Source organism: Thiopseudomonas sp. SA1F2-1K (genome assembly GCF_057443035.1).
The window spans coordinates 1433691-1457506 of sequence record NZ_CM172014.1; the positions used below are offsets into that span (position 1 = coordinate 1433691).

A 23816-nucleotide genomic window follows, 5' to 3' on the forward strand; every position below is an offset into this window, starting at 1 on the left:
ATCAGTTGCACCAATAAAACCGCCTACGGGCGGTTTTATGCTGTTAACTCGTCAGCCCTAGCGAATCACCATCATAAATCACCTGCCCATCCTTTAACTGCACAGTCCGCGGACATTGCTGGGCAATGCTTAAATCATGGGTCACCACCACAATTGAACAGTCTAGCGTTTGATTTAAGCGCTTAAATAAGGCAAATACCTCTGCTGAGGTTTCACTGTCTAAGTTTCCCGTTGGTTCATCGGCCAAAAGTAATTTAGGTCGATTAATCAGCGCCCGGGCAATCGCCACCCGTTGCTGCTGACCACCGGATAACTGTAACGCCGAGCGCTGCAGCACATCGCCCAGCCCCACTTCGGCTAACAGCTGCTTGGCATACTCAAGGTGTGCAGGTTTAGGTTTACCTTGGCGCAGCATCACAGGCAACAGCACATTATCTAACACACTAAAGGCGCTCAGTAAGTGATGAAACTGAAACACAAAGCCAATCAGTTGATTACGTAACTGGGTTTTCTCGGCATCGCTGAGCCCGCTAACCGGCTGCTGCTGAATATACAGCTCGCCACTGCTGGCTTGATCTAACAGGCCCATAATATTGAGCAAGGTCGACTTGCCTGATCCCGACTGGCCAATTAAGGCCACTAACTCGCCTGGCATCAGTGTTAAATTGATCTGGCTTAATACTGGCTTAAGCAAAATGCCCTGGTTGAAACTTTTACTAATATCACTTAACTGTAAAATCGGTAGCGTCTTAGGCATAACGTATTGCCTCTACTGGATTTAAGCGCGCTGCACGCCGTGCTGGCAACCAGGCCGCTAGCAAACCACTGAGCATCGCAATCCCGATACTGGCCGCTACTAATGAGCCAGTTAATCGCACGCTAAATAATTGCGTCCCCCACTGGTTAAACAAGCCAATTAGTCCTGCCGCTAACCCACTGCCTACTAGTGCGCCCAAGAACCCCAACACGGTTCCTTGCACTAAGAATACCCGCAAGATTTGTTGCTGATAAGCACCCATTGCCCGCAAAATTCCGATTTCTCGAGTGCGCTGAGCCACACTGACGGCTAATACACTGGCAATACCAAACGCCACAGAAATTGCAATAAAAAATCGAATTAAGCCGGTGGCCATCCGTTGCGAAGTTAAGGCATTTAAAATTTGCGTGTTTTGCTGCATCCAACTTTCCACCTGTAAGCCGGTTATACGCTGCAATTGCTGGGCTTGTTGCTGGGCGGAAAAAATCTCCTCAGTTTTCAACTCAATCCGTGTCACGCCACCAGGCAGGCTCTGAATCGCTTGGGTTTGCTTTAAATTAAGGTATAAATAACGGCTATCCAGCTCTTTGCTGCCCGCATTAAAAATTCCTGCGATAGTTAACAGGTGTAGCTGCTGATTAGTCCCTTCAAGACGTAGTTTATCGCCAACCTTAACGCCTAAGTCTTCAGCTAGCTGTTGACCAATCAGGGTATAACCTGAACCGACCGTTAGCTGTCCGGCAATTAAATACTGATCTAATGGCGTTACTTGGATATAGCGCGCTAAATCTATACCAATGGTAGTTACTGCTACCCGTGCTTTACCCCGCAGCACGATGGCCGGCCCAGCAATAATCGGCGACACTGCAGTTAAACCAGCGGTTTGCTCTAAGCGTTCAACCACCGCCTGCCAGTTATAAATTGTACGCAGACGTTTAGGCCGTAAACTTTCATCGGTAAATACCGTGCTGGCAGCGCTAGACGGTGGCTGATGATTAATTTCTTGAGGCATTTCCAAACTAATATGCGGCAAAGCACCAAGGGTCCGCTCGACAATATTGGCCTGCAGCCCTCCCATCAGTGCGCTAATAAAGATAATTACCGCTGTTCCTAGGGCAATTCCTAGGCTAATAAGCAACGTCTGCTGGCGATTTTGTTTCAGAAAATGCCAAGCAATCAGGCGCTCAGTCCATAACTCATTGAGTGTCATAGCGCACTCGCTGTCCGGCGCGCAAAGAGGGCTGGGGAATCACCACCCACTGCTTGGGGGCTAAACCTTTAACCACCTCAACCGACTGCTGATTAGTTAAACCTAACTCAATCACTTGCTTATGCAATCGCTGCGCTGCATCTAACACCCAGACGAAAGGCTGTTGCTGCTGATCCCAAGCCAGCACCGCTCGATCCAGTACTACTGCCTGCTGACGCTGGGCTACATGTAAAGTAACCGATGCCGTCATACCGTGTTTGGGGATGATTGCAGCGGGCCAGCGGGCCAATTGAATATGGATATCCAAGGTGCCACGACTGGCATCTACTTGCGGCGCAATAAAGCTGACCTGCCCGGTGAGTAGCTGTTCCGGCCAAGCGTCAATAATCACGCTAGCTCGCTGCCCTAAGCTGACCGGCGCGCTGTACTGCTCATCAAGCGCCATGATCACCTCTAAACTGTCGGTATCGGCTAAAGTCAGCAAACGCTGGCCAGGCTGTACCACATCACCCTGCTCGACTTCTTTACTTAAAATGACGCCGCTAAAAGGGGCGGTAATCTGAGTTTTATCTACGCTGAGTTGCGCTGCAGCCACCTGCTCTTGTAGCCGCCTCAACTCAGCTCCCTGTAAGGACAAATCCTGATTAGCCAATAGCGCTTGTTGCTGTTGCTGCTGTAGACGCTGTAGTTGCAAACGCGCCTGTTCGACCGCTTCTTGACTTAAAAATCCGCGCTTTGCTAAATCAAGTCGCCGATCCAATTCTCGTTGGGCTTGCTGGCGCTGCGCAGTTGCCTCAGTTAGCGCAGCTTGCAACTGTGGCTGGCGACTTTTTAAGGCCTGGGTTAATAGCATCTGCGCTTGCTTAAGCGCATTATCTGCCTGTTGTCGATCCAGCGTAATCAACAACTGTTCAGCCTGCACTTGATCTCCCTCACGTACCTTCCGCGCAGTGACTGTACCTGTGATTTCTGCTGCCACCTGATGCACTTGCTGATAGCGCAATTCACCACTGGCTACCACACGCTGTTCAATCGCTGTGAGCTCAGTGGTGATCAACTCCACCCGTGGCAGGCGATAATGCCAAATCAGCGCCACAGCAACCACTAAGCTTAAGACAAGTACTGCCCATGCAAAGCGTTTTTTGGCCATGGCTTAAGTCCCGTGCTGCTAGCTAAGCTGTGCTTAACTGGCTGTGCGCTCAATATAGGTGGGATAGATGCTAATCAACTGTTGCTTATATAACCCCCCTAAGGCTTTTTTAAAGTTACCCTTACTGACCCCAAATGCCTCAGCAATTTCAGCCGCAGGTGACTTATCGCTTAAAGCTAAACGTCCGCCTGCTGCATCAATTGCCTGCAAAATACGCTCGGCTAACTCATCTCGCATCTCAGCACCTTGGGGCTGCAAGCTTAAACTAATGCGACCGTCTTCACGGATTTCACGAATATAGGCGGTTTCTTGCATGCCGGGGCGAATAAACTTAAACACTTCATTGTTATGAATAAGCCCCCAGTAAGTTTTATCAATAATCGCTTTATAGCCTAAATCGGTGCGCTCAGCGATCAACACCGATACCGCCTGCCCTTTGGCATAGGTATCGGCTTCAGCGGTATCCTGCAAAAAGCTATCAAGGTGGGCAGTCGCTACTAAACGGCCAGTGCGCTCATCTTGGTAAACATAAACCACCACATAATCATCTACCTGCAAGGGCTTTTTTTCTTCTGAGTGGGGTAACAGTAAATCTTTACTCAGCCCCCAATCTAAAAAGAGCCCAACGCGGTTAATATCCACTACCTTTAAACTAGCAAACTCACCCACTTGAGCTTTGGGCTTACGCGTGGTGGCAATCACTCGATCTTCACTGTCTAAGTAAATAAATACATTCAGCCAGTCTTCTAGCTCTACCTCTGCATCTTTCGGCATTTCACGGTTGGGTAACAAAATATCCCCGTACTGATCACCATCTAAATACACGCCAAATTCAACCTGACGAATCACTTGCAGTGTATTCATGGTTCCCAAAACTGCCATATCAAACCTCGATTGGGTGCTTTGCACCCGAAAATAAATTTATACTAAGCCTAGCGCACGCTTCACTGGAGCAAAAGAACGACGATGAATCGGCGTTGCGCCTAAGGCTTTTAATGCAGCTAAATGCGCCGCAGTTGGGTAGCCTTTATGTTGTGCCATGCCATAACCTGGATACATCTGATCCCAGTGCTGCATTTCTCGATCGCGGGCTACCTTGGCCAAAATCGACGCTGCGGCAATCGCTGGCTCTTCACTGTCACCCTGCACCACCGCACGACAAGGCACACTCAATTGTGGGCAACGATTGCCATCAATTAATGCCAGCTTTGGCGTAATAGCCAAACCTTCAACTGCACGCTGCATAGCTAACATAGTGGCATGTAAGATATTTAGCTGATCAATTTCTGCCACTTCTGCTCGAGCAATATGCCAAGCAAAGGCTTTTTCTTGAATCTCAGCAAACAACAACTCGCGTTTTTTTTCACTGAGCTTTTTTGAGTCATTTAATCCGTTAATCGGTCGTGCTGGGTCGAGAATCACCGCTGCGGTGATTACTGGGCCACATAAGGGGCCACGCCCTACCTCATCTACTCCTGCCACCAACGATTCGACACGTTCAAAGTCTAAGCCGATTTGCATTACAGCAACTCCAGTACCGCTTTAGCTGCTTGATTTGAAGCATCTTTACGTAGCCCTTGATGGAGCTGCATAAAATGCTGTGTTTGTTGTTCAGGCTGAGCTAATACCTGTTGCAGGGCCTTAGCTAAGTGTTCTGGAGTGGCTTGCTGTTGAATAAACTCAGGCACCAAGGCTTGATTAGCCAATAGATTTGGCAGCGCAATATAAGGCGTTTTAACTAAGCGCTTTAAGATCGCAAAGGTTAAAGGTGCCAGTTTATACGCCACCACCATCGGCTTTTTAAATAGCATGGTTTCTAAGGTGGCCGTACCGGAGGCTATTAATACCGCATCACTGGCCTGTAGCACCCGCTGCGACTGCCCTTGCACTAACTGAATATTAGCTTGAGCTTGGCTACGGGCTTCGAGTAAGGCGCTTATTTGCTCATAACGGGCTGCATTAGCGGCAGGTAACACAAACTGTAGATTGGGTTGCTGCTGCGTTAAATACTCTGCTGTTTGAATAAACAACGGCGCTAGCTTGCCAACCTCTCCACCGCGACTCCCGGGCAACAAAGCAATCACCGGTTGCTCGAGAGCCAGCCCCAGTGCTTGCTTAGCCGGCTGGCTATCATGGGTTAAGGCAATTGTGTCGGCTAGCGGATGGCCTACAAACTTCACCGGCACCTTATGGGCATGATAAAACTGCGCCTCAAACGGCAGCAGAGTCAGCATCAGATCACAGGCCTGCTTAATTTTAAACACCCGTTTTTGTCGCCAGGCCCACACCGATGGACTGACATAATGCACGGTTTTAATGCCTTGCTGTCGCAGCTGCAACTCGATCTCTAAGGTAAAATCGGGAGAGTCAATTCCAATAAATACATCGGGACGCTCGGCCAACAAGTCTTTAATCAGCTGTTTACGACGCCGCGTCAACTCGCGAATCCGCCCTAGGATTTCGACTAAGCCCATGACCGCTAAGCGCTCCATGGGAAAATAACTCGTTAGACCTTGTTCTTCCATTAACGGCCCGCCGACTCCAACAAACTCAATGGGCGCTTGAGTTTGTTGTTTAAGTGCCGACATTAAGCCTGCACCTAAAATATCACCGGAAGCTTCGCCTGCTACCAAGGCTATTTTAAGCGGGCGCATTACTAGCGAATAATGCCTCGCGTCGAGTTGCGAATCGAATCGCAAAACAAGTTAACTTCTGGAAACTCAAGACATAAATCTTTCAGCTCCAGCAGTGCTGCCTCAACGGTTAAGCCGTTGCGATACACGACCTTATAGGCGCGGCGCAGTGCATGCATCGCTTCTTCGCTAAAACCACGGCGACGCATCCCTTCAAAGTTCATGCTGCGTGCTTCACCTGGGTTCCCAGCGGCGGTCACAAAAGCTGGCACATCTTTACCAATCGCTGTGCCCATGGCGGCAAAACTATGGGCCCCAATGTGGCAAAACTGATGCACTAAGGTATAGCCGGACAAAATAGCCCAGTCATCAATATGCACATGCCCTGCTAACGCGGTGTTATTCACTAAAATGCAATGATTGCCCACTACACTGTCATGACCAATATGGGCATAAGCCATAATCAGGTTACTGTTACCGATGGTGGTTTCATTGCGATCTTGAATAGTGCCACGGTGCATGGTCACTCCTTCGCGAATAATATTATCGTCACCGATAACTAAGCGCGTAGGCTCGCCTTTGTATTTTCGATCCGGGGTATCTTCACCTAGGCTAGCAAACTGATAAATGCGGTTATTTTTACCAATGTGCGTTGGTCCCTTAATAATTACATGGGGACCAATCACACAACCGGACTCGATGACTACATCAGGACCAATAATTGACCAAGGGCCAATCTCGACGTCGTCTGCAATGTTAGCTGCAGGATCTATAATTGCACGAGCGTCAATTTCACTCATAATTTTCGTTCCGCACAAATAATTTCAGCTGAACAAACCAGTTTCCCTTCAACGCTTGCTTGGCAAGCGAACTTCCATATTCCGCGTTTAGCACTTAAGAAACTTGCCTCAAGTACTAATTGATCACCCGGCATCACAGGATGACGAAAGCGCAATTTATCTGAGCCCACAAAGTAGTACAGCGTACCTTCTTGGGACTCGGTATCCATCATTTTAAACCCGAGCACACCCGCTGCCTGTGCCATGGCTTCAACGATTAAAACACCCGGCATAATCGGATGCTGTGGAAAGTGTCCGGCAAAAAACGGCTCGTTAATACTGACATTTTTATAGCCACGGATAGACTTAGCGTCTAAATCAATCTCCATCACCCGATCAATTAATAAAAACGGATATCGGTGAGGAAGGAGTTGGCGAATCTCATTAATGTCCATCATTTCAGCAGTAGCCTTAAAAAAAGCACAGATCACTGTGCAAAAATACTAATCAAACACACAAAATATAAAAGATGCTAATCACTTTAAGCTTAAGTGTCAGCTTGTTTTTTCTCTAATGCGCGTAAACGCTTGGCAAAATCATCCAGTTGACGAAAACGTACTGCATTCTTTTTCCATTCTTTCGCTGGCTGCATTGCTGTACCCGACGAGTAAGCCCCTGGTTCAGTAATCGAATGCGTCACCATGGTCATACCTGAAATAAAGACACCGTCACAAATTTCGATATGCCCCACCAAGCCAACGCCACCGGCTAGCATACAGTACTTACCAATTTTCGCACTGCCGGAAATCCCCACACAGGCCGCCATCGCGGTGTGATCACCAATTTGCACGTTATGGGCGATCTGAATTTGGTTGTCGAGCTTCACCCCATTACCAATTAGGGTGTCTTCAATGGCGCCGCGATCAATGGTGGTATTGGCTCCAATTTCCACATCGTGACCAATACTGACGCCACCTATTTGAGCAATTTTGTGCCACTGCCCTTGATGATTAGCAAAGCCAAAGCCCTCACCACCAAGCACCGCACCACTTTGAATTGATACCCGATCACCCATGCGCACTCTATGGTAAATCGTGACATTCGGTGCAATCCAGCAGTCAGCACCCACCACAGAGTGTGCGCCAATCACAGTTCCGGCGCCAATATAGCTGCCAGCACCAATGACTGCATGCGCTTCAATGACCGCATGCGCGGAAATTTTCGCCTCAGGGTGCACCTGCGCTGTTGCATCCACTACCGCCGATGGATGAATCCCAGCCACAGCCACGGGCTTATCATCAAACCAATGGGAAACCTTGGCATAGGCTAAGTAAGGATCAGCCACAATCAGGCAGGGTCCCGAGTATCCCTCTGCGTCGTCTGCGGTCAACAACACACAACCTGCTTGGGTACTGTCTAGACTTTTACGGTATTTGCTACTGGATAAAAAACTCAGCTGATCAGGCTGAGCATGATCCAGTGCCGCTAATCCTGAAACGGTTGCTTCAGGATTAGCCTGTAACTTGGCCTGCAAAAATTCTGCTAGTTCGGCCAAGGTAATTTGCTTGTTTTTCATAATCTATTAGCGTGACTGGTTCATCTTCTCAATAACACGCAAAGTGATGTCATATTGTGGTTTAACATCAACCACCGCTGCACTATCAATCACTAAATCGTAATTACCGGCTTTTAAAATAGTCTCCACTGCTTTATCTAGCTGTGGTTTGAGTACTTGCAACATATCGCGATCAGCTACGGCTTTGGCTTCATTTAATTGCTGCGACTTAATTTGAAAATCACGGGCTTTTTGTTTGAAGTCTAGCTCTAAACGCTCAGCATCAGCTTGTTTCATCTTATCGCCTTCTTTAACCAAGCGATCTTGAATTTTTTTCGCATCCTGCTCGAGCTTTTTCAATTGGTTGAGCTGCGGACCAAATTTTTTCTCTGCATCAACCGCGTATTTTTTCGCTGCATTCGACTCCAGCAAAGCCATTTGGTAATCCAGTACCGCAATTTTCATCTGAGCAAACGCAGGGGCTGCCATAAGCGCCAAAGATACGACGACTAACTGAGTTAACTTACGCATGTATTACTCCTTCCTTTATTTAACTTATTCTACGGTTAAATTGACGCTTAGAATGTTTGACCCAGTGAGAACTGGAAGACTTGGGTATCGGCATTGTCAGGTTTCTTAATCGGTGTCCCTAAGCTAAAGCTTAAGGGGCCTAGAGCGGTCACCCAAGTTAAGCCAACCCCCACCGAGCTGGCGACGTTGTCATAACTAAAGCTACAACCGGATTCATTACGGTTTTTCTGCCACTTACTGCAGTTAGTATCAAACACGTTACCCACATCCCAGAACACTACAGTGCGGAATGAGCGCTGATCCTTAACAAAGGGCATTGGGAACATTAACTCCACCCCACCTTGCACCAGCACGTTACCACCGAATGGTAACGGGTCATTATCTGGATCTTTATAATCACGCGGTATAGTTCCATGGCCATACGGCGTACTGCGCGGGCCTAAGGTACCGTCTTTAAATCCACGGATCGAGCCAAAGCCTCCAGCATAGTAATGCTCATAGAATGGCAGTTCAGAAGTTGAACCATAACTTTCGGCATAGCCTAAGTCAGCATGGAAACGTAACCCGTAGTTCTCTGATAACGGCTTAAAGATTTGCCCGCTATAGTCCAGACGATAAAACGACAGATCACTGCCCGGCACGGTGGTTTCTAAGCTTAAGCTTTGAGAATGACCACGGGTCGGTAATAAACCACGGTTTAAGGTAGATTCAGACCAGCCAATCGACGCTTTAAAGTTGGTGTAACTTTTACCTTCTTTATCGGTGAACTCAGCAATTTCTTCTACTGGGTAACGGCCAGTTTTGATTTTATCTTGCTGGACGGTTAAGCCATAATTCAAGCGCGAGGTTTCACTGATTGGGTAACCCAGGTTAACCCCAGCGCCTAAGCTATCGACCGAGTAGTTAGAGAGGTCAACGTCGAGCTTATCGTAGTCGGTTTTGCGGTAGTACATGTTGTAGCCCAGACTCACACCGTCTTGGGTCCAGTAGGGATCAACAAAGCTGAAGTTATAGCTCTGCTGATACTCACTGCGCGTCAGGCCCAAACTGACCTTGTTACCAGTACCTAGGAAGTTACTCTGGCTAATCGAGCCACCTAAGATCAGCCCCGCATTCTGCGCATAACCAATACTGGCGGTAATCGAGCCAGAGGGTTGCTCTTCGACGCTGATATTTACATCAACCTGATCATCAGCGCCTGGTACTTGTGGGGTTTCAACTTTGACTTCTTTAAAATAGCCTAAGCGCTCTAAGCGGGTTTTCGACTGATCAATTAAGTAGGTCGAAGCCCAGCCACCTTCCATTTGTCGCATTTCACGGCGCAGTACTTCGTCGGCAGTTTTGGTATTACCACGGAAGTTAATGCGATTAACATAAGCACGCTTACCTGGATCAACTACGTAAGTTAAAGTCACCGTGTTGTCTTCATCATGGGTTTGCGGAATCGCATTAACGTTAGCAAAGGTATAGCCTTCGTTACCTAAACGCCGCATCACCAGCTCAGAACTACTGGTCATCACTTGGCGAGAGAACACCTGTCCTGGGCGCGATAAAATTAGTCCACGAATTTCATCTTCATCAACTTTCAAGTCACCTGAGAGCGCAATCTCACGAATTTTGTATTGCTTACCCTCATCAATATTGACCGTAATGTAGACATGCTTTTTATCTGGAGTAATGGATACCTGGGTTGAGGTTATATCCATATTGATATAACCGCGATCAAGGTAGTAAGAACGTAACCGTTCTAGATCGCCAGAGAGTTTTTCCCGCGCATACTTATCACTGCTGCTAAACAGTGAGTACCATTTTTTAGGCTTGAGCTCAAACAATGCTTCCAATTCTTCATTATCAAAAACACTGTTGCCCACGATATTAACATGCTGAATTTTTGCGATTGCGCCTTCGTTAACCGTAATTTTAATCCCTACACGGTTACGCGGTAACTCGTTAACTTCAGTTTCAATATTAGCTGAATAACGTCCTTGCGCTACATATTGGCGCTCTAACTCATTGCGAACCCCTTCTAGGGTAGCATTTTGAAAGATTTCTCCTTCAGTTAGCCCAGACTGGCTTAATCCCTTTAACAAGTCATCTTTACTGATGGCCTTGTTACCTTCAATTTCAATACTGGCAATTGAGGGTCGCTCAACCACCGAGATCACTAACACGCTGCCATCACGACCTAGCTCAATATCCTGAAACAGGCCTGTTTTAAACAGTGAGCGCGTTGCTTCAGCTAACTCTTGCGAGTCGGCCTCTTGCCCTACATTTAATGGAAGTGCTGCAAATACACTGCCTGCAGAAACACGCTGTAAGCCATTAACACGAATATCTGAGATGGTGAAGGACGCAGCGTGAACTTCAGCAATCATCATTGCGGTCATAGCCGCGGGGAGCAGAAGACGTTTCATGAAGTCCTTTCTATATCAATTGAAGGTTTAAACACTCTGCAGTCGGTGACAGCAGCCCAGTTACTATACATAGTTATAAGCGTCCAAGGTCATTAAACAGTGCCAGTAACATGACACCCAAAATTAAAATGACACCGACTTGCACACCAAAGTTTTGTATCTTATCTGAAAGTGGCCGTCCACGCGCCCACTCAATGCAATAAAATAATAAATGCCCGCCATCTAAGACCGGAATCGGCAGCAAATTTAGCACACCTAAGCTAATACTCAATAATGCTAAAAAACGTAAAAAGCTTTTTATACCATTTTCAGCACTATCGCCAGCGACTTTAGCAATGGTAATCGGCCCACTTAGATTTTTAACCGATAAATCGCCTACCAGCATTTTGCCCATAAACTGCAAGGTCATCAGGCTAGTGTTCCAGGTTTCAGCAACCGCGTGGGGTAACGCACTCCATGGACTAAAGCTGACCTCTCGCAACATACTCGCTGGCCATTCACCAGGTTGTACGCCCACGCCTAAAAAGCCTTGCTGCGGATTGTCGCTGGCACTACTGAGAGTAACAGCCAGCGTTTGCGACTGCCCGGCACGTACAATCGTTAAACTGACCGGCTGATTAGGGAGTTGACGAATTTTTTCAGTCAGCCCTTGCCAGTGCTCGTAAGGCTCACCATTGAGCGCAGTAATCTGATCGCCTAACTGCAGTCCAGCTACTGCTGCCGGCGATCCCTCTTGCACCTGAGCCACAATCGATGGAATTTCTGGTTGCCAAATGCTTAAACCAAATTCGATTAAAGGATTAACCTCGTCTGCACCACGCAACCAGCCTTGTAACGGCACCCGATGTTGCTGCTCGGTAGCAAAGGCCTCCGTTTTAGTGCTGATTTCTAAGGTTTTATGGCTGCCTGCTTGACGCATTAATGCCACCGCCACCTCTCCCCAGTTATGGGTGGGCGTTTGATCAACCTGTGTTAGCTCCATACCCGCCTGTAAACCCGCTTGCTCAGCTAAACTGTCAGGCGCGACACTCCCAATCACTGGGCGAATTTCTTGACTACCAAGTAGCGCTAGCAACCAAAAAAACACTATTGCCAACAGAAAGTTAGCAATAGGTCCTGCAGCTACAATAGCAATCCGTTGCTTAACGGTTTTTTGGGTAAAGGCTTGATTTAGCATGCTCTCTGCTACGGGGCCTTCACGCTCATCGAGCATTTTTACATAGCCACCCAAGGGAATCGCTGCAATCACAAACTCGGTGCCTTGCCGATCACGCCACTTAATTAGCGGCATGCCAAACCCTACAGAAAAGCGCAACACTTTAACCCCACAACGCCTCGCCACCCAAAAGTGCCCGAACTCGTGAAAGGTAACCAAAATGCCTAATGCGATGAGTGTGCCAAATAAGGTATACAAGGATTTTCTTACCTATTAATGCCTATAGGCTGCATGTTGAGCCAACCACTTCTGAGCCTGTTCACGAGCGTAGTAATCAGCTTGATAGACCTTAGCTAAATCATCTGCTGCACTGTGTGGCGTGCTGGTCAATACCGCTTCAATTAGCTGAGGTATCTGAGTAAACTTAAGCTGCCCTGCTAAAAACTGCGCCACCGCCACCTCGTTGGCTGCATTTAAAATCGCTGGTGCTACCCCACCTGCATCCATCGCTTCACGGGCTAAGCGTAAGCAAGCAAAACGCTCGGTATCGGGTGGATAAAACTCTAGAGCTGCCAATTCAAAAAAATTTAGCGACTGAACGCCAGACTCAATTCGCTCTGGCCAAGCCATGGCATGGGCAATCGGTGTGCGCATATCAGGATTTCCTAACTGCGCCAAAATCGACCCATCCACATATTCCACCATGGAATGAATAATACTTTGTGGATGTACCACCACTTCAATTTGCGCCGGAGGTAAATTAAATAACCAACACGCCTCAATTAACTCTAAGCCTTTGTTCATTAAGGTGGCTGAGTCTACTGAAATTTTACGTCCCATCGACCAATTCGGGTGTGCACAGGCCTCAGCGGGTGAGACTTGCTCCAACTCGGCATAACTCATATGACGCAGTGGTCCACCAGAGGCAGTTAACAATAATTTACGTACCCCAACTTCCGCCAGCTGCTTGGGATAATGACTCGGCAAACACTGAAAAATTGCGTTGTGCTCACTATCAATCGGTAAAATCACCGCACCACTGCGCTGTGCCAACTCAATTAATAATTGTCCAGACATTACCAAGGCTTCTTTATTAGCCAGCAACAGTTTCTTGCCTGCCTTCACCGCAGCTAAGCTTGGCTTTAATCCCGCCGCGCCAACAATCGCCGCCATCACCGCATCAACCTCAGGGGCACTGGCTACTTCAGCCAAGGCCTGCTCACCACAGAGCACCTGCGTCAACGTCTCTGTTACAGCTAACAACCCATGTAATTGCTCTGCTGCTTGCTCGGTTGCCACCACGGCATACGCTGGCTGAAAGCGCTGACATAACTGCGCAAGCTTTTCTACTTGCTGGTGGGCGGTAAGCGCGTAGACCTGATAACGTTCAGGGTGGCGCTCAATCACATCGAGGGTGCTACTGCCAATTGAGCCGGTTGCTCCCAGCACAGTAATCTGTTGCACGCGATTGTTGTTCACAGCGTACCCCAGCCAGCCAGCCATAACACCACCACAAACATAGGTACGGCCGCAGTTAGACTGTCAATACGATCTAAAACCCCACCATGTCCAGGCAGTAAGTTACTGCTGTCCTTAATGCCTGAGTGGCGCTTAAACATACTTTCAGTCAAATCACCAATAATCGAAATCACCACTACTGGTAACACCATTAACACCAAAGCCCAGGCGCTAATAGACACATGACTCAATTGAGATGCCATGCCGGCTGCCACTAACAAGCTAATCAGCACACCGCCAATCGCACCTTCCCAGCTCTTTCCGGGACTCACAGCGGGCGCTAGCTTACGCTGACCAAATTGCTTGCCAGTAAAGTAAGCGCCAATATCTGCGCTCCAGATTAATAGCATGACCAGTAAAATCAAGAGATTAGCTTGTGGCCAAGTTTTTAGCGTGATCAAACCTTGCCAAGCCGGCAATAAAACTAACCAGCCTATCAACAGTTGACCTAGCACGCCTCCCCAAGCCCGTACACTGCGCGGAAAAGTGAGCACCATTAACGTAGCCACTAACCACCACAACACTGCCAGTAACAACAGCGGTTTAGCCAGTTGAGGCAACTGATAAAGACCAGTCAAAGCAGCGGCAGTCAGCATGGCGTATCCAACACGCCCAACCGCCTGCTTAATTCCGGCTAAGGCGGCCCATTCCCAGGCCCCTAAACTGATCACGAAGCCGATAAAAGCTGCGTAGGCGATGCCGTCTAAATAAAAAAAGCCTAATAGCGCTAAAGGCACTAGCCAAAGCGCTGTGATTACCCGCTGTTTAAGCATGGTTATACTCCTTCTTTCTCAACTTGCTCGCTGGTTTTACCAAAACGACGCTGGCGTTGAGCATAGGCAGCCAGTGCTTCGCGCATGGCGGTATGCTTAAAATCGGGCCAATAAAGTGGCGAAAAGTACAGCTCACTGTACGCAAGCTGCCATAATAAAAAGTTACTGATACGCTGCTCACCACCGGTACGGATACAAAGATCCGGAGCAGGTACACCTGCAGTTGATAAGCAGTTTTGTAGCAGATCAGGTGTTATCTCATCGATTTGCACATGACCGGCTTTCACTTCGCGGGCAATCCGTTGGGCGGCCTGGACAATATCCCACTGCCCGCCATAGTTAGCGGCTACTTGCAAAATTAAGCGCTTATTCTCGGCGGTTTGCAGCTCTGCCTCGCTCATGGCTTTTTGGAGCTCTGGCTGAAAACGGCTACGATCACCGATGATCTTTAAACCAATCCCGTTTTCAGCCAGCTGCCGCACTTCTTTACGTAGCGCATTGAGAAACAGCTTCATGAGCGCCCCTACTTCCTCTTCTGGGCGTTGCCAGTTTTCACTTGAGAAAGCAAACAAGGTTAACACTTCAACGCCAGCTTCGGCGCATACCTCAACCACTGCTCGAACAGCATCTACTCCGGCTTTATGCCCTGCTACACCAGGTAAAAAACGCTTTTTAGCCCAGCGATTATTACCATCCATGATAATCGCCACATGGCGCGGAATAGCTTGATTTGCTGTGGGTGTGCTCATAACTGATCCAATTACACTTCCATTAAGTCGGTTTCTTTGGCGGCCAACGCGCTATCTACATCGGCAATAAAGCCATCAGTAACCTTCTGTATTTCATCCGCTGCACGACGCTCTTCGTCTTCGCTGATCTCTTTTTCTTTCTCTAAGTCTTTCAGCTGGTTAATCGCATCGCGACGAATATTACGAATCGCTACCCGCGCGTTTTCTGCTTCTTGGCGCGCCTGACGGGTGTAACCCTTACGGGTTTCCTCAGTAAGCGCTGGCATCGGTACGCGAATGGTAGTACCTGCAGTAGCAGGGTTTAAGCCTAAATCTGAGGTTAAAATAGCTTTCTCTACTGCTTGGATCATGCTGCGATCAAACACGGTCAGCGCCAAAGTCCGTGAGTCCTCAGTAACCACGTTAGCCACCTGGCGCAGTGGTGTGTCCGCACCGTAATAGGAAACCATCACGCTATCTAAAATGCTCGGATGCGCACGACCGGTACGAATTTTGGCAAAAGCATGCTGTAACGACTCAAGGGATTTACTCATACGCTCTTTAGCGTCTTGCTTAATTTCATTAATCATTCTTTTACTTCCTCAATTAGGGTTCCTTCGGTGCCGCCCAGTACGCTGTTTAGTAAAGCCCCAGGCTTATTCATATTAAACACTCGCAATGGCATTTTATGATCGCGACACAGACAAATAGCGGTTAAGTCCATCACCTCAAGCTTACGATCTAATACTTCATCGTAGGTTAGGCGATCAAACTTCTCAGCATCAGCAAACTTAAAGGGGTCAGCAGTATACACGCCGTCAACCTTAGTGGCCTTTAACACCACATCGGCATTAATCTCAATTCCGCGTAAGCAAGCAGCTGAGTCGGTGGTGAAGAACGGGTTACCTGTTCCTGCTGAAAAAATCACCACTTCACCTTTGCGCAAGTGCCCCATGGCTTTGCGTCGGTCATAATGATCGGTAACACCCACCATTGAAATCGCTGACATGACCAACGCCGGAATATTCGAGCGCTCTAAAGCATCACGCATGGCTAGCGCATTCATCACAGTTGCTAGCATTCCCATATGGTCGCCGGTGACCCGATCCATACCCGCCGCCGAGAGTGCAGCACCACGGAATAAGTTTCCACCGCCAATAACAAGCCCAACCTGGACGCCAATACCAATTAACTGACCCACTTCAATGGCCATTCGGTCCAGCACTTTAGGATCAATCCCAAAGTTCTCAGAGCCCATCAAAGCCTCACCGCTGAGTTTAAGCAAGATGCGCTTATAACGTGGCTTACGGCCACTCTCTTGTTGAGACATGTGTAATTCTCCTGCGGTTTCTTTCAAATATATTTTAACAAAACGGGCATATTATATACGGAACGCCCACAAACGGGGCGTGTTATTAAAAAAAAGGCTGCGCGCATAAGCGGGCAGCCTTTGGGTACTACATCAAGTAAGCCTGAACTTACTTTTTAGCAGCTTCTAACTGAGCAGCAACTTCTGCAGCAAAGTCTTCTTCTGCGCGCTCAATACCTTCACCCACTTCATAGCGAACGAAAGATACGATTTCAGCGCCAGCGTTAGCCGCCAACTTACCAACAGTCACTTCTGGATCTTTAACGAATGGCTGCTCAACTAAGCTGCCTTCAGCTAAGAACTTGTTAATACGGCCTTTTACCATATTTTCCACGATATTTTCTGGCTTACCAGCGATCTTGTCAGCGTTTAACGCCATGAAGATCTCTTTCTCTTTAGCGATCATCTCATCAGAAACCTGAGAAGGATCTAAGAATTGTGGATTGCTCGCAGCAACGTGCATCGCGATGTCACGCGCTAGCTCTTGATCACCACCTTTCAAGGTCACCAATACGCCAATACGGTTACCGTGCAAGTAACCACCTAACACATCACCTTCAACGCGAGTTAGACGACGAATGTTAACGTTTTCACCACACTTGGCAACTAACGCTTCACGCGCAGGCTCTTGCACTTCGATCAGTGGAGCGGCATCAGTGTAGTTTTCTGCTGCTGCTTTTTCTAAGCTCTCGGCTACGAACGCTTTGAAATCATCTTGCAGAGCCAAGAAGTCAGTTTGCGAGTTAACCTCGATAATCACCGCACTCTTACCATCAGCCGCTACTTTATAGGCAATAGCACCTTCGGCAGCAATGTTACCCGCTTTTTTAGCTGCTTTAATTGCACCTGCTGCGCGCATATCGTCAATTGCTTTTTCGATATCGCCACCCGCAGCTTCGAGTGCTTTTTTACAGTCCATCATACCTTGACCGGTACGCTCGCGAAGCTCTTTCACCATTGCAGCAGTAATCTGCGCCATATTCATACCCTCTTTAAATCATTGATTGGCCAGCTTGCACTGAGCCACTGTATTAGGCAAAAAGGGGGCCAAGCCCCCTTCTTTTTAGTCGCTAAGCTTAGCTTAAATTAAGCTTCTGCTTCTTCAGCAACTTCTACAAACTCTTCTGCAGTGGTCGCTGAACCTTGACGCACGCGAATCACCGTATCAGCCACTGCACCTAAGTACAGCTGTACCGCACGGATAGCGTCATCGTTACCTGGAATAATGTAGTCTACGCCTTCTGGGCTGCTGTTGGTGTCAACCACACCAATAACAGGGATACCCAGCTTGTTTGCTTCGCTAATCGCGATACGCTCGTGATCAACGTCGATAACAAACATTGCATCAGGCAAACCACCCATTTCTTTAATACCACCTAAGCTGCGCTCTAGTTTTTCTAGGTCGCGAGTACGCATCAGCGCCTCTTTCTTAGTTAGCTTTTCAAATGTACCGTCTTGGGCTTGAGCTTCTAACTCACGCAGACGCTTAATTGAAGTACGGATGGTTTTGTAGTTGGTTAACATACCACCTAACCAACGGTGATCAACGTAAGGCATGCCACAACGCGCAGCTTCTTCACGCACGATCTTGCTTGCAGAGCGCTTAGTACCAACAAATAGAATTTTGTTCTTACCTTTAGCAGTTTTTTCAATAAAGCTTAATGCTTCGTTGAACATAGGTAAGGTTTTTTCTAAGTTGATGATATGAATCTTGTTACGTGCACCAAAGATGTACTTACCCATTTTTGGGTTCCAGTAGCGAGTTTGGTGACCGAAGTGTACGCCCGCTTTCAGCATGTCGCGCATAGAGACTGGTTGAGTCATGATAATTCCTAAATATGTATGGGTTATGCCTCCACGCATCCCGCATTCCAACCTACCAAAAGGCACCCAGAAAAGCGTGTCGATACGTGTGTGGATTTAAACCTACACAGTTAATTCTGTATAAGCGGCGCGTTTTATACCACAAAACCACCCATTAAAGCCAGCGGTTTCTACATTGATTACTGATTAAACGTAGATTGCACGATGCGCTCGGCGGGCTAATCGAGTTTCTGCTAAACTAAGTTTTTATTTACTTAGCTTAGCGCTTGCACAGCGCTTACGTTAAAAGGTCAAAGAACTACCATGAGTGTTTCAATCAAAACGCCTGAAGAAATCGAAAAAATGCGCATCGCCGGTCGACTCGCGGCCGAAGTATTGGAGATGCTTGAGCCACACGTCAAAGTAGGCGTGACCACCGAAGAACTCAACCGCATCAGTCATGAGTACATCACTCAGGTGCAACAGGCGATTCCCGCGCCGCTTAATTACAATGGTTTCCCTAAGTCAATCTGCACCTCTGTGAACCATGTGGTATGCCACGGCATTCCCAATGATAAGCCACTAAAAGATGGCGACATCATCAATATTGACGTGACTGTCATTAAAGATGGCTGGTATGGCGACACCAGCAAAATGTTTTTAGTCGGAAACACTCCGGAGTGGGCTGAGCGTCTCTGCCGCGTCACCCAAGAGTGCCTCTATAAAGGCATTGAAATTGTCCGCCCTGGCACACGATTAGGTGATATTGGCGAAGTGATTCAAAAGTACGCTGAAAGTCAGGGTTACTCAGTGGTTCGCGAATACTGTGGACATGGTATTGGTAAAGTGTTCCACGAAGAACCGCAAGTACTGCACTATGGCCGCGCTGGTACCGGTCTTGAGCTTAAAGAAGGCATGACCTTTACTATTGAGCCGATGATTAACTTAGGCCGCCCAGAAACCCGCCTCTTAGGTGATGGCTGGACCGCGATCACTAAAGACCGCAAGCTAACTGCACAATGGGAACACACCCTAACCGTAACTGCAGACGGCTATGAAATTTTCACCCTGCGCAATGAGGAAACCTTTCCTAAAATTGCCCCTTAAACAGTAGAAAGCAATCTGATCTTTTCTTCTTTTGCTAGCGAGGAACTCTATGTCACCCATCACTGCCCAGCTGTTTGATGAGACAGCATTCGCAGCACTGGCTAGCGCTTCCGCTGCCGAGCGAATCAGCCTATTTCGTCAAGCAAAAGAAGAATCTGATCAGCGGCTAGATCAACTCTTTGCTGAAGGCCACCCAATTACCCCACTGATCCATGCCCGCGCCTGGGTGATGGACCAATTGCTATTACAAGCTTGGCAATTATTTGCCTGGCCGGCCAGTGCCCAAATTGCCCTAGTTGCTGTGGGCGGCTATGGCCGTGGTGAACTGCACCCACACTCAGATATTGATATTATGTTGCTCACGGCAGATACCCCCTGCCCTGACACCCAAGAGCTAGCCAGCCAGTTTATTACGTTGCTTTGGGACTTAGGGCTTAATATTGGTCACAGTGTACGTACCCTTAGCCAATGCAGTAGCGAAGCAGCGGATGATCTCAGCGTAGTTACTACACTGATGGAAAGCCGTACGCTAGTCGGCGATCCGGCCTTATTAGCTGCAGTTACTCAGCAGATCTCAACCGAGCAGATGTGGCCCAGCGCTATTTTCTTTTTAGCTAAACTGGAAGAACAGCGTAGCCGCCACCTTAAATATAACGACACCGAATACAACCTAGAGCCCAATGTTAAAACGTCTCCAGGCGGTCTACGGGATATCCAAACGGTGTTGTGGGTAGCACGTCGCCAGTTTAACTTTAACTCCCTTGAAGATTTGCAACGCTCTGGGTTTTTAACCGACACCGAATACAGCTTATTTCACTCGGCTCGCGAGTTCCTCTGGCAAGTGCGCTACGCTTTGCATGTGTTAGCTGGCCGCGAAGAAGACCGCCTCCTGTTGGATTATCAACGGAAAATCGCCGAGCAGTTTGGCTATAGCGATAATGAACACCTGCTGGCCATCGAGCAGTTTATGCAAAAGTACTACCGCACCGTCATGGGCATTAGCAAGCTGTGTGATTTACTCAGCCAGTACTTTGAAGAAACCATTTTACGCGATGATGAGAGTCATCCGCCGCTGTGTCTCAATAAACGCTTTCAGGTACGTGCGGGTTACCTTGAGGTTACTCATCCTAAGGTATTTCGCGAAACACCTTTTGCTCTCTTAGAGGCCTTTGTCTTACTGGCACAAAATCCAGAAATTAAAGGCGTGCAATCGGCCACTATCCGCCTGTTGCGTGATAGCCGCCACCTGATTGACGAGAACTTCCGTCAAGATATTCGCAACACCAGCTTATTTATCGAGCTATTTAAAAGCAAAGAAGGCATTCACATGAATCTGCGGCGGATGCACCGCTACGGAATTTTAGGCCGCTATTTACCAGAGTTTGGCGCGATCACCGGGCAAATGCAGCATGACCTGTACCATATCTATACTGTAGATGCCCACACCCTGAACCTGATTAAACACCTACGCAAATTGCGCCACCCTGATTTTGCCGAAAAGTTCTCACTGGCCAGCGCGATTTTAGCGCGCCTGCCTAAGCCGGAACTGATTTATCTGGCAGGGCTGTACCATGACATCGGTAAAGGCCGTGGCGGCAACCACTCAGAGCTGGGCGCGGTAGATGCCGAAGCCTTTTGCATTCGCCATCGCCTACCGATCTGGGATACGCGCCTGATTACTTGGCTAGTTAAAAGCCATCTCATTATGTCGGCTACCGCCCAACGCAAAGATATTTCAGATCCACAAGAAATTCATAACTTTGCCCGCTTAGTTGGGGATCAAACTCGCTTAGATTATTTATACGTCCTAACCGTCGCGGATATTAATGCCACCAATCCGACACTCTGGAATTCATGGAGAGCCCAGTTATTGCGTCAGCTGTATAGCGAAACACGCCGTGCTTTACGCCGCGGCCTAGCTAATCCTCTGGATCGTGAAGAGCAAATTAGCACCCGCCAAAGTACTGCCCTTAGCTTACTCTGCAGCGAAGGTGTTGATGCCGATGCAGTTAAAAAACTGTGGAAGCAATTAGGCGAAGAGTATTTTTTACGCCACAGCGCAGGTGACGTCGCTTGGCATACCCAAGCTATTTTAGAGCATGCCAATCCTAAGCAACCCTTGGTGCTGATTCGTGAGTCGACTTACCGCGAAACGGAGGGCGGCACTCAGCTGTTTATCTATGCCCCCAATCGCATCGACTTTTTTGCCGTCACCGTTGCTGCCTTAGATCAGCTTAACCTGAGCACCCAAGATGCGCGGATTATTACTGCAAGCAGTGGCTTTACCATTGAAACCTATATTGTGCTGGACGCAGATGGCGAGCGCATTGGTGATAATCCTGAGCACATTGAAAGAATTCGCCAAGGGGTGCTGGATGCGCTACTAGATACCGACAACTACCCCAGCATCATTCAACGCCGTGTGCCAAGACAACTAAAACACTTTGCCTTTACTCCTCAGGTAAGCATTCATAATGATGCCCAAGGCCCACACACGGTCATTGAAATTATTGCCCCCGATCGCCCAGGCTTACTGGTACGCATTGCCCGCTTATTGCTCGCCTTTGAGCTTTCGCTGCATAGCGCTAAAATCCTAACCTTAGGCGAACGAATTGAAGACGTGTTCTTTATTACGGATCAACATGAACAGCCTTTATCCGACCCAGAGCTATGCGAGCAACTGTATCAGGCGCTGATGGAAATGCTAACCACCGCCGAAGATTTACAGCCACGCTCCCCAGCCTTACACGGCATTTAATACTGCTCAATGCCACACTCATTTTACTGACAGCTAAGGAATAACATGGACAACCCACTCAACGTAATGACTGTACTGATCTGCTGCGGCATGTTTTTACTGACGCTCGGCTATAGCTGGCGTGAGAAAGGCTGGGGAGTATTGTTAATGATGATCGGCATGGCCAATATGTTCGGCGCCATTGTTTATCGAATTTATCTAGCGATTAATTAGGAGACAAATATGAGCCAGTTGGTAATGTATGGCATTAAAAATTGTGACACCATCCGCAAAGCTCGTAAATGGTTAACTGAGCATGGGATTGAGTTTGAATTTCATGACTACAAAGCTTTAGGAGCTGATGCTGAACGACTAGCCCAATGGTGCAATGAACACGGCTGGGAAAAAATTCTTAATAAAGCAGGCACCACCTTTCGCAAGCTAGATGAGGCGAAAAAAAGCGACCTTAATCAAGACAAAGCAATTGCCCTTATGCTAGAAAACCCTTCTATGATTAAGCGCCCTATTTTGGCGCTGAAAGATAGAGTGCTGGTAGGCTTTAAGCCTGAATATTATGCCGAGGCATTCGCTTAGTTGCCCTCTTTTCCTCTGTATGCAAAAGGACTCTTCTATGTCGCAATCGTTGTTTAGCTTAGGCTTTGGCGTTGGCTCAAAAAACCTTCAAGGGGATTGGTTAGAAACCTTTTACCCTCAACCTCTGCTCAATCCAGATCCGGCTATTGTACAAGCAGTAAAACAGGTTCTGGGCTATAACGGCGGCAACACCATTATCCCATTTAACTGGGATAAAGCCTCGGAGCTGGCGCACTTACTCAAGCATATTGCGCCCCAACAAAGCGCCCTTTTGGTCAGACTGGCCGAAAGTCATCGCCCAACGGTTGCCACCTTACTGGAACACGACGATGCCCCACAAACAGTCCCTGGCGCTTACTTAAAGCTACACTTAATTTCTCACCGCCTACTCAAATCACAACAAACGAATCTGGAAGGCTTATTTGATCTTCTGCCTAATGTCGCCTGGACTAATCTAGGTGCGGTAGATTTAAACGAAGTGGCGGCTTTACAACTTGAGGAACGGATTAAAGGCCGTTTACTGGATGTGTTCTCGGTAGACCAGCTACCCAAAATGACCGACTACGTAGTGCCCCTTGATGTGCATATTGCCGACAGTGCGCGAGTGCGCCTTGGCGCTTATCTTGGAAGCCATACTCGCGTGTTACATGATGGTTGCATTGAAGCCAATATGGGCGTTGATGAGCAAAGCTGGGTAGAGGGCAGCGTCCTTAATCAAAAACTCCTGGCGATGACGGGTGAACACTGTTCAATTGGTGCTCACGCCCACGTGTCGATTATTTTAGGTGATCGTAATCATGTAGAGTCAGGTCTACACATTGAAGCCAGCACCTTAATTAATTTGCTAGATGCTGAGCAAAACTTAATCCGCACCGTGAAAGCCGAAAGCCTTGCCAATACTCACGATCTAAGTTTTCGCCGTAACGCCCAAACCGGTGCAATTGAGTGCCTAGTCTTAGCCACCCCAAAACCGTTGTAACCCCTATTAGTTGACCTTTAATT

At 48.0% G+C, this 23816-nt stretch carries 24 protein-coding genes; 5 read left to right on the forward strand and 19 right to left on the reverse strand.

The features are described from left to right. Positions 1-43 precede the first annotated feature (43 nt). The 19 genes from AC2T15_RS06880 to rpsB all read right to left on the reverse strand — a co-directional run bounded on the left by AC2T15_RS06880 (position 44) and on the right by rpsB (position 18397). Positions 44-757 (reverse strand): ABC transporter ATP-binding protein, encoded by a 714-nt coding sequence (locus tag AC2T15_RS06880; protein ID WP_053105536.1) that lies wholly within the window; start codon positions 755-757, stop codon positions 44-46. Beyond that, positions 750-1967, reverse strand: a complete 1218-nt coding sequence (locus AC2T15_RS06885; protein WP_286596388.1) for an ABC transporter permease — start codon at positions 1965-1967, stop codon at positions 750-752. Before AC2T15_RS06885 ends, AC2T15_RS06880 begins: the two co-directional genes overlap by 8 nt. Next, positions 1954-3117: an efflux RND transporter periplasmic adaptor subunit gene (locus AC2T15_RS06890; RefSeq protein ID WP_486777847.1), complete on the reverse strand. Its 1164-nt coding sequence runs from the start codon at positions 3115-3117 to the stop codon at positions 1954-1956. Before AC2T15_RS06890 ends, AC2T15_RS06885 begins: the two co-directional genes overlap by 14 nt. 33 nt (positions 3118-3150) lie before the next feature. After that, positions 3151-3999 (reverse strand): CvfB family protein, encoded by an 849-nt coding sequence (locus tag AC2T15_RS06895; RefSeq protein WP_286593925.1) that lies wholly within the window; start codon positions 3997-3999, stop codon positions 3151-3153. A 39-nt stretch (positions 4000-4038) separates the two neighbouring features. Further along, positions 4039-4638, reverse strand: a complete 600-nt coding sequence (gene rnhB, locus AC2T15_RS06900; RefSeq protein ID WP_486777848.1) for a ribonuclease HII — start codon at positions 4636-4638, stop codon at positions 4039-4041. Beyond that, entirely contained in the window at positions 4638-5771 is a 1134-nt protein-coding gene (gene lpxB, locus AC2T15_RS06905) for a lipid-A-disaccharide synthase (protein ID WP_486777849.1), read from the reverse strand. Before lpxB ends, rnhB begins: the two co-directional genes overlap by 1 nt. 2 nt (positions 5772-5773) lie before the next feature. Then, positions 5774-6550 carry an acyl-ACP--UDP-N-acetylglucosamine O-acyltransferase gene (gene lpxA, locus AC2T15_RS06910; RefSeq protein WP_053099755.1) on the reverse strand — a complete coding sequence of 259 codons (777 nt, stop codon included), beginning with the start codon at positions 6548-6550 and terminating at the stop codon, positions 5774-5776. Continuing rightward, positions 6547-6987 carry a 3-hydroxyacyl-ACP dehydratase FabZ gene (gene fabZ, locus AC2T15_RS06915; RefSeq protein ID WP_486777850.1) on the reverse strand — a complete coding sequence of 147 codons (441 nt, stop codon included), beginning with the start codon at positions 6985-6987 and terminating at the stop codon, positions 6547-6549. The genes lpxA and fabZ overlap by 4 nt, the downstream gene beginning before the upstream one ends. An 89-nt stretch (positions 6988-7076) precedes the next feature. Then, positions 7077-8105 (reverse strand): UDP-3-O-(3-hydroxymyristoyl)glucosamine N-acyltransferase, encoded by a 1029-nt coding sequence (gene lpxD / locus AC2T15_RS06920; RefSeq protein ID WP_486777851.1) that lies wholly within the window; start codon positions 8103-8105, stop codon positions 7077-7079. Positions 8106-8111: 6 nt separating this feature from the next. Beyond that, positions 8112-8615 carry an OmpH/Skp family outer membrane protein gene (locus AC2T15_RS06925; RefSeq protein WP_053099758.1) on the reverse strand — a complete coding sequence of 168 codons (504 nt, stop codon included), beginning with the start codon at positions 8613-8615 and terminating at the stop codon, positions 8112-8114. Positions 8616-8662: 47 nt separating this feature from the next. Next, positions 8663-11029, reverse strand: coding sequence for an outer membrane protein assembly factor BamA (bamA, locus tag AC2T15_RS06930; RefSeq protein ID WP_486777852.1), 2367 nt, complete (start codon positions 11027-11029; stop codon positions 8663-8665). Between the two features lie 73 nt (positions 11030-11102). Further along, a complete protein-coding gene (rseP, locus tag AC2T15_RS06935) occupies positions 11103-12443 on the reverse strand; it encodes an RIP metalloprotease RseP (RefSeq protein WP_486777853.1) in 1341 nt (446 codons plus the stop codon). A gap of 15 nt (positions 12444-12458) precedes the next feature. Continuing rightward, the gene (ispC, locus tag AC2T15_RS06940) at positions 12459-13664 is read right to left on the reverse strand and encodes a 1-deoxy-D-xylulose-5-phosphate reductoisomerase (RefSeq protein ID WP_486777854.1); all 1206 of its coding nucleotides are present in this window, start codon (positions 13662-13664) and stop codon (positions 12459-12461) included. Next, on the reverse strand, positions 13661-14476 hold the full coding sequence (locus tag AC2T15_RS06945; RefSeq protein WP_486777855.1) for a phosphatidate cytidylyltransferase: 816 nt from the start codon (positions 14474-14476) through the stop codon (positions 13661-13663). Before AC2T15_RS06945 ends, ispC begins: the two co-directional genes overlap by 4 nt. A gap of 2 nt (positions 14477-14478) precedes the next feature. Beyond that, on the reverse strand, positions 14479-15225 hold the full coding sequence (uppS, locus tag AC2T15_RS06950; protein WP_053102559.1) for an undecaprenyl pyrophosphate synthase: 747 nt from the start codon (positions 15223-15225) through the stop codon (positions 14479-14481). An 11-nt stretch (positions 15226-15236) separates the two neighbouring features. Continuing rightward, the gene (frr, locus tag AC2T15_RS06955; protein ID WP_053099764.1) at positions 15237-15794 is read right to left on the reverse strand and encodes a ribosome recycling factor; all 558 of its coding nucleotides are present in this window, start codon (positions 15792-15794) and stop codon (positions 15237-15239) included. Beyond that, on the reverse strand, positions 15791-16534 hold the full coding sequence (gene pyrH, locus AC2T15_RS06960) for a UMP kinase (protein ID WP_053099765.1): 744 nt from the start codon (positions 16532-16534) through the stop codon (positions 15791-15793). Before pyrH ends, frr begins: the two co-directional genes overlap by 4 nt. A gap of 148 nt (positions 16535-16682) precedes the next feature. Continuing rightward, positions 16683-17552, reverse strand: coding sequence for a translation elongation factor Ts (tsf, locus tag AC2T15_RS06965; protein WP_053105546.1), 870 nt, complete (start codon positions 17550-17552; stop codon positions 16683-16685). A gap of 107 nt (positions 17553-17659) precedes the next feature. Then, on the reverse strand, positions 17660-18397 hold the full coding sequence (rpsB, locus tag AC2T15_RS06970; RefSeq protein WP_053099767.1) for a 30S ribosomal protein S2: 738 nt from the start codon (positions 18395-18397) through the stop codon (positions 17660-17662). Between the two features lie 303 nt (positions 18398-18700). Between rpsB and map the strand changes: the two genes are divergently transcribed. The 5 genes from map to AC2T15_RS06995 are packed head-to-tail and all read left to right on the forward strand — an operon-like array spanning position 18701 to position 23793. Beyond that, positions 18701-19483, forward strand: a complete 783-nt coding sequence (gene map, locus AC2T15_RS06975) for a type I methionyl aminopeptidase (RefSeq protein WP_053099768.1) — start codon at positions 18701-18703, stop codon at positions 19481-19483. 49 nt (positions 19484-19532) lie between these two features. Next, positions 19533-22241: a [protein-PII] uridylyltransferase gene (locus tag AC2T15_RS06980; protein ID WP_486777856.1), complete on the forward strand. Its 2709-nt coding sequence runs from the start codon at positions 19533-19535 to the stop codon at positions 22239-22241. A gap of 45 nt (positions 22242-22286) precedes the next feature. Continuing rightward, on the forward strand, positions 22287-22454 hold the full coding sequence (locus AC2T15_RS06985; protein WP_096334874.1) for a hypothetical protein: 168 nt from the start codon (positions 22287-22289) through the stop codon (positions 22452-22454). Positions 22455-22463: 9 nt separating this feature from the next. Continuing rightward, positions 22464-22814, forward strand: coding sequence for an ArsC family reductase (locus AC2T15_RS06990; RefSeq protein WP_053105757.1), 351 nt, complete (start codon positions 22464-22466; stop codon positions 22812-22814). Positions 22815-22851: 37 nt separating this feature from the next. Next, positions 22852-23793, forward strand: coding sequence for a 2,3,4,5-tetrahydropyridine-2,6-dicarboxylate N-succinyltransferase (locus AC2T15_RS06995; protein ID WP_486777857.1), 942 nt, complete (start codon positions 22852-22854; stop codon positions 23791-23793). Positions 23794-23816: the final 23 nt, after the last annotated feature.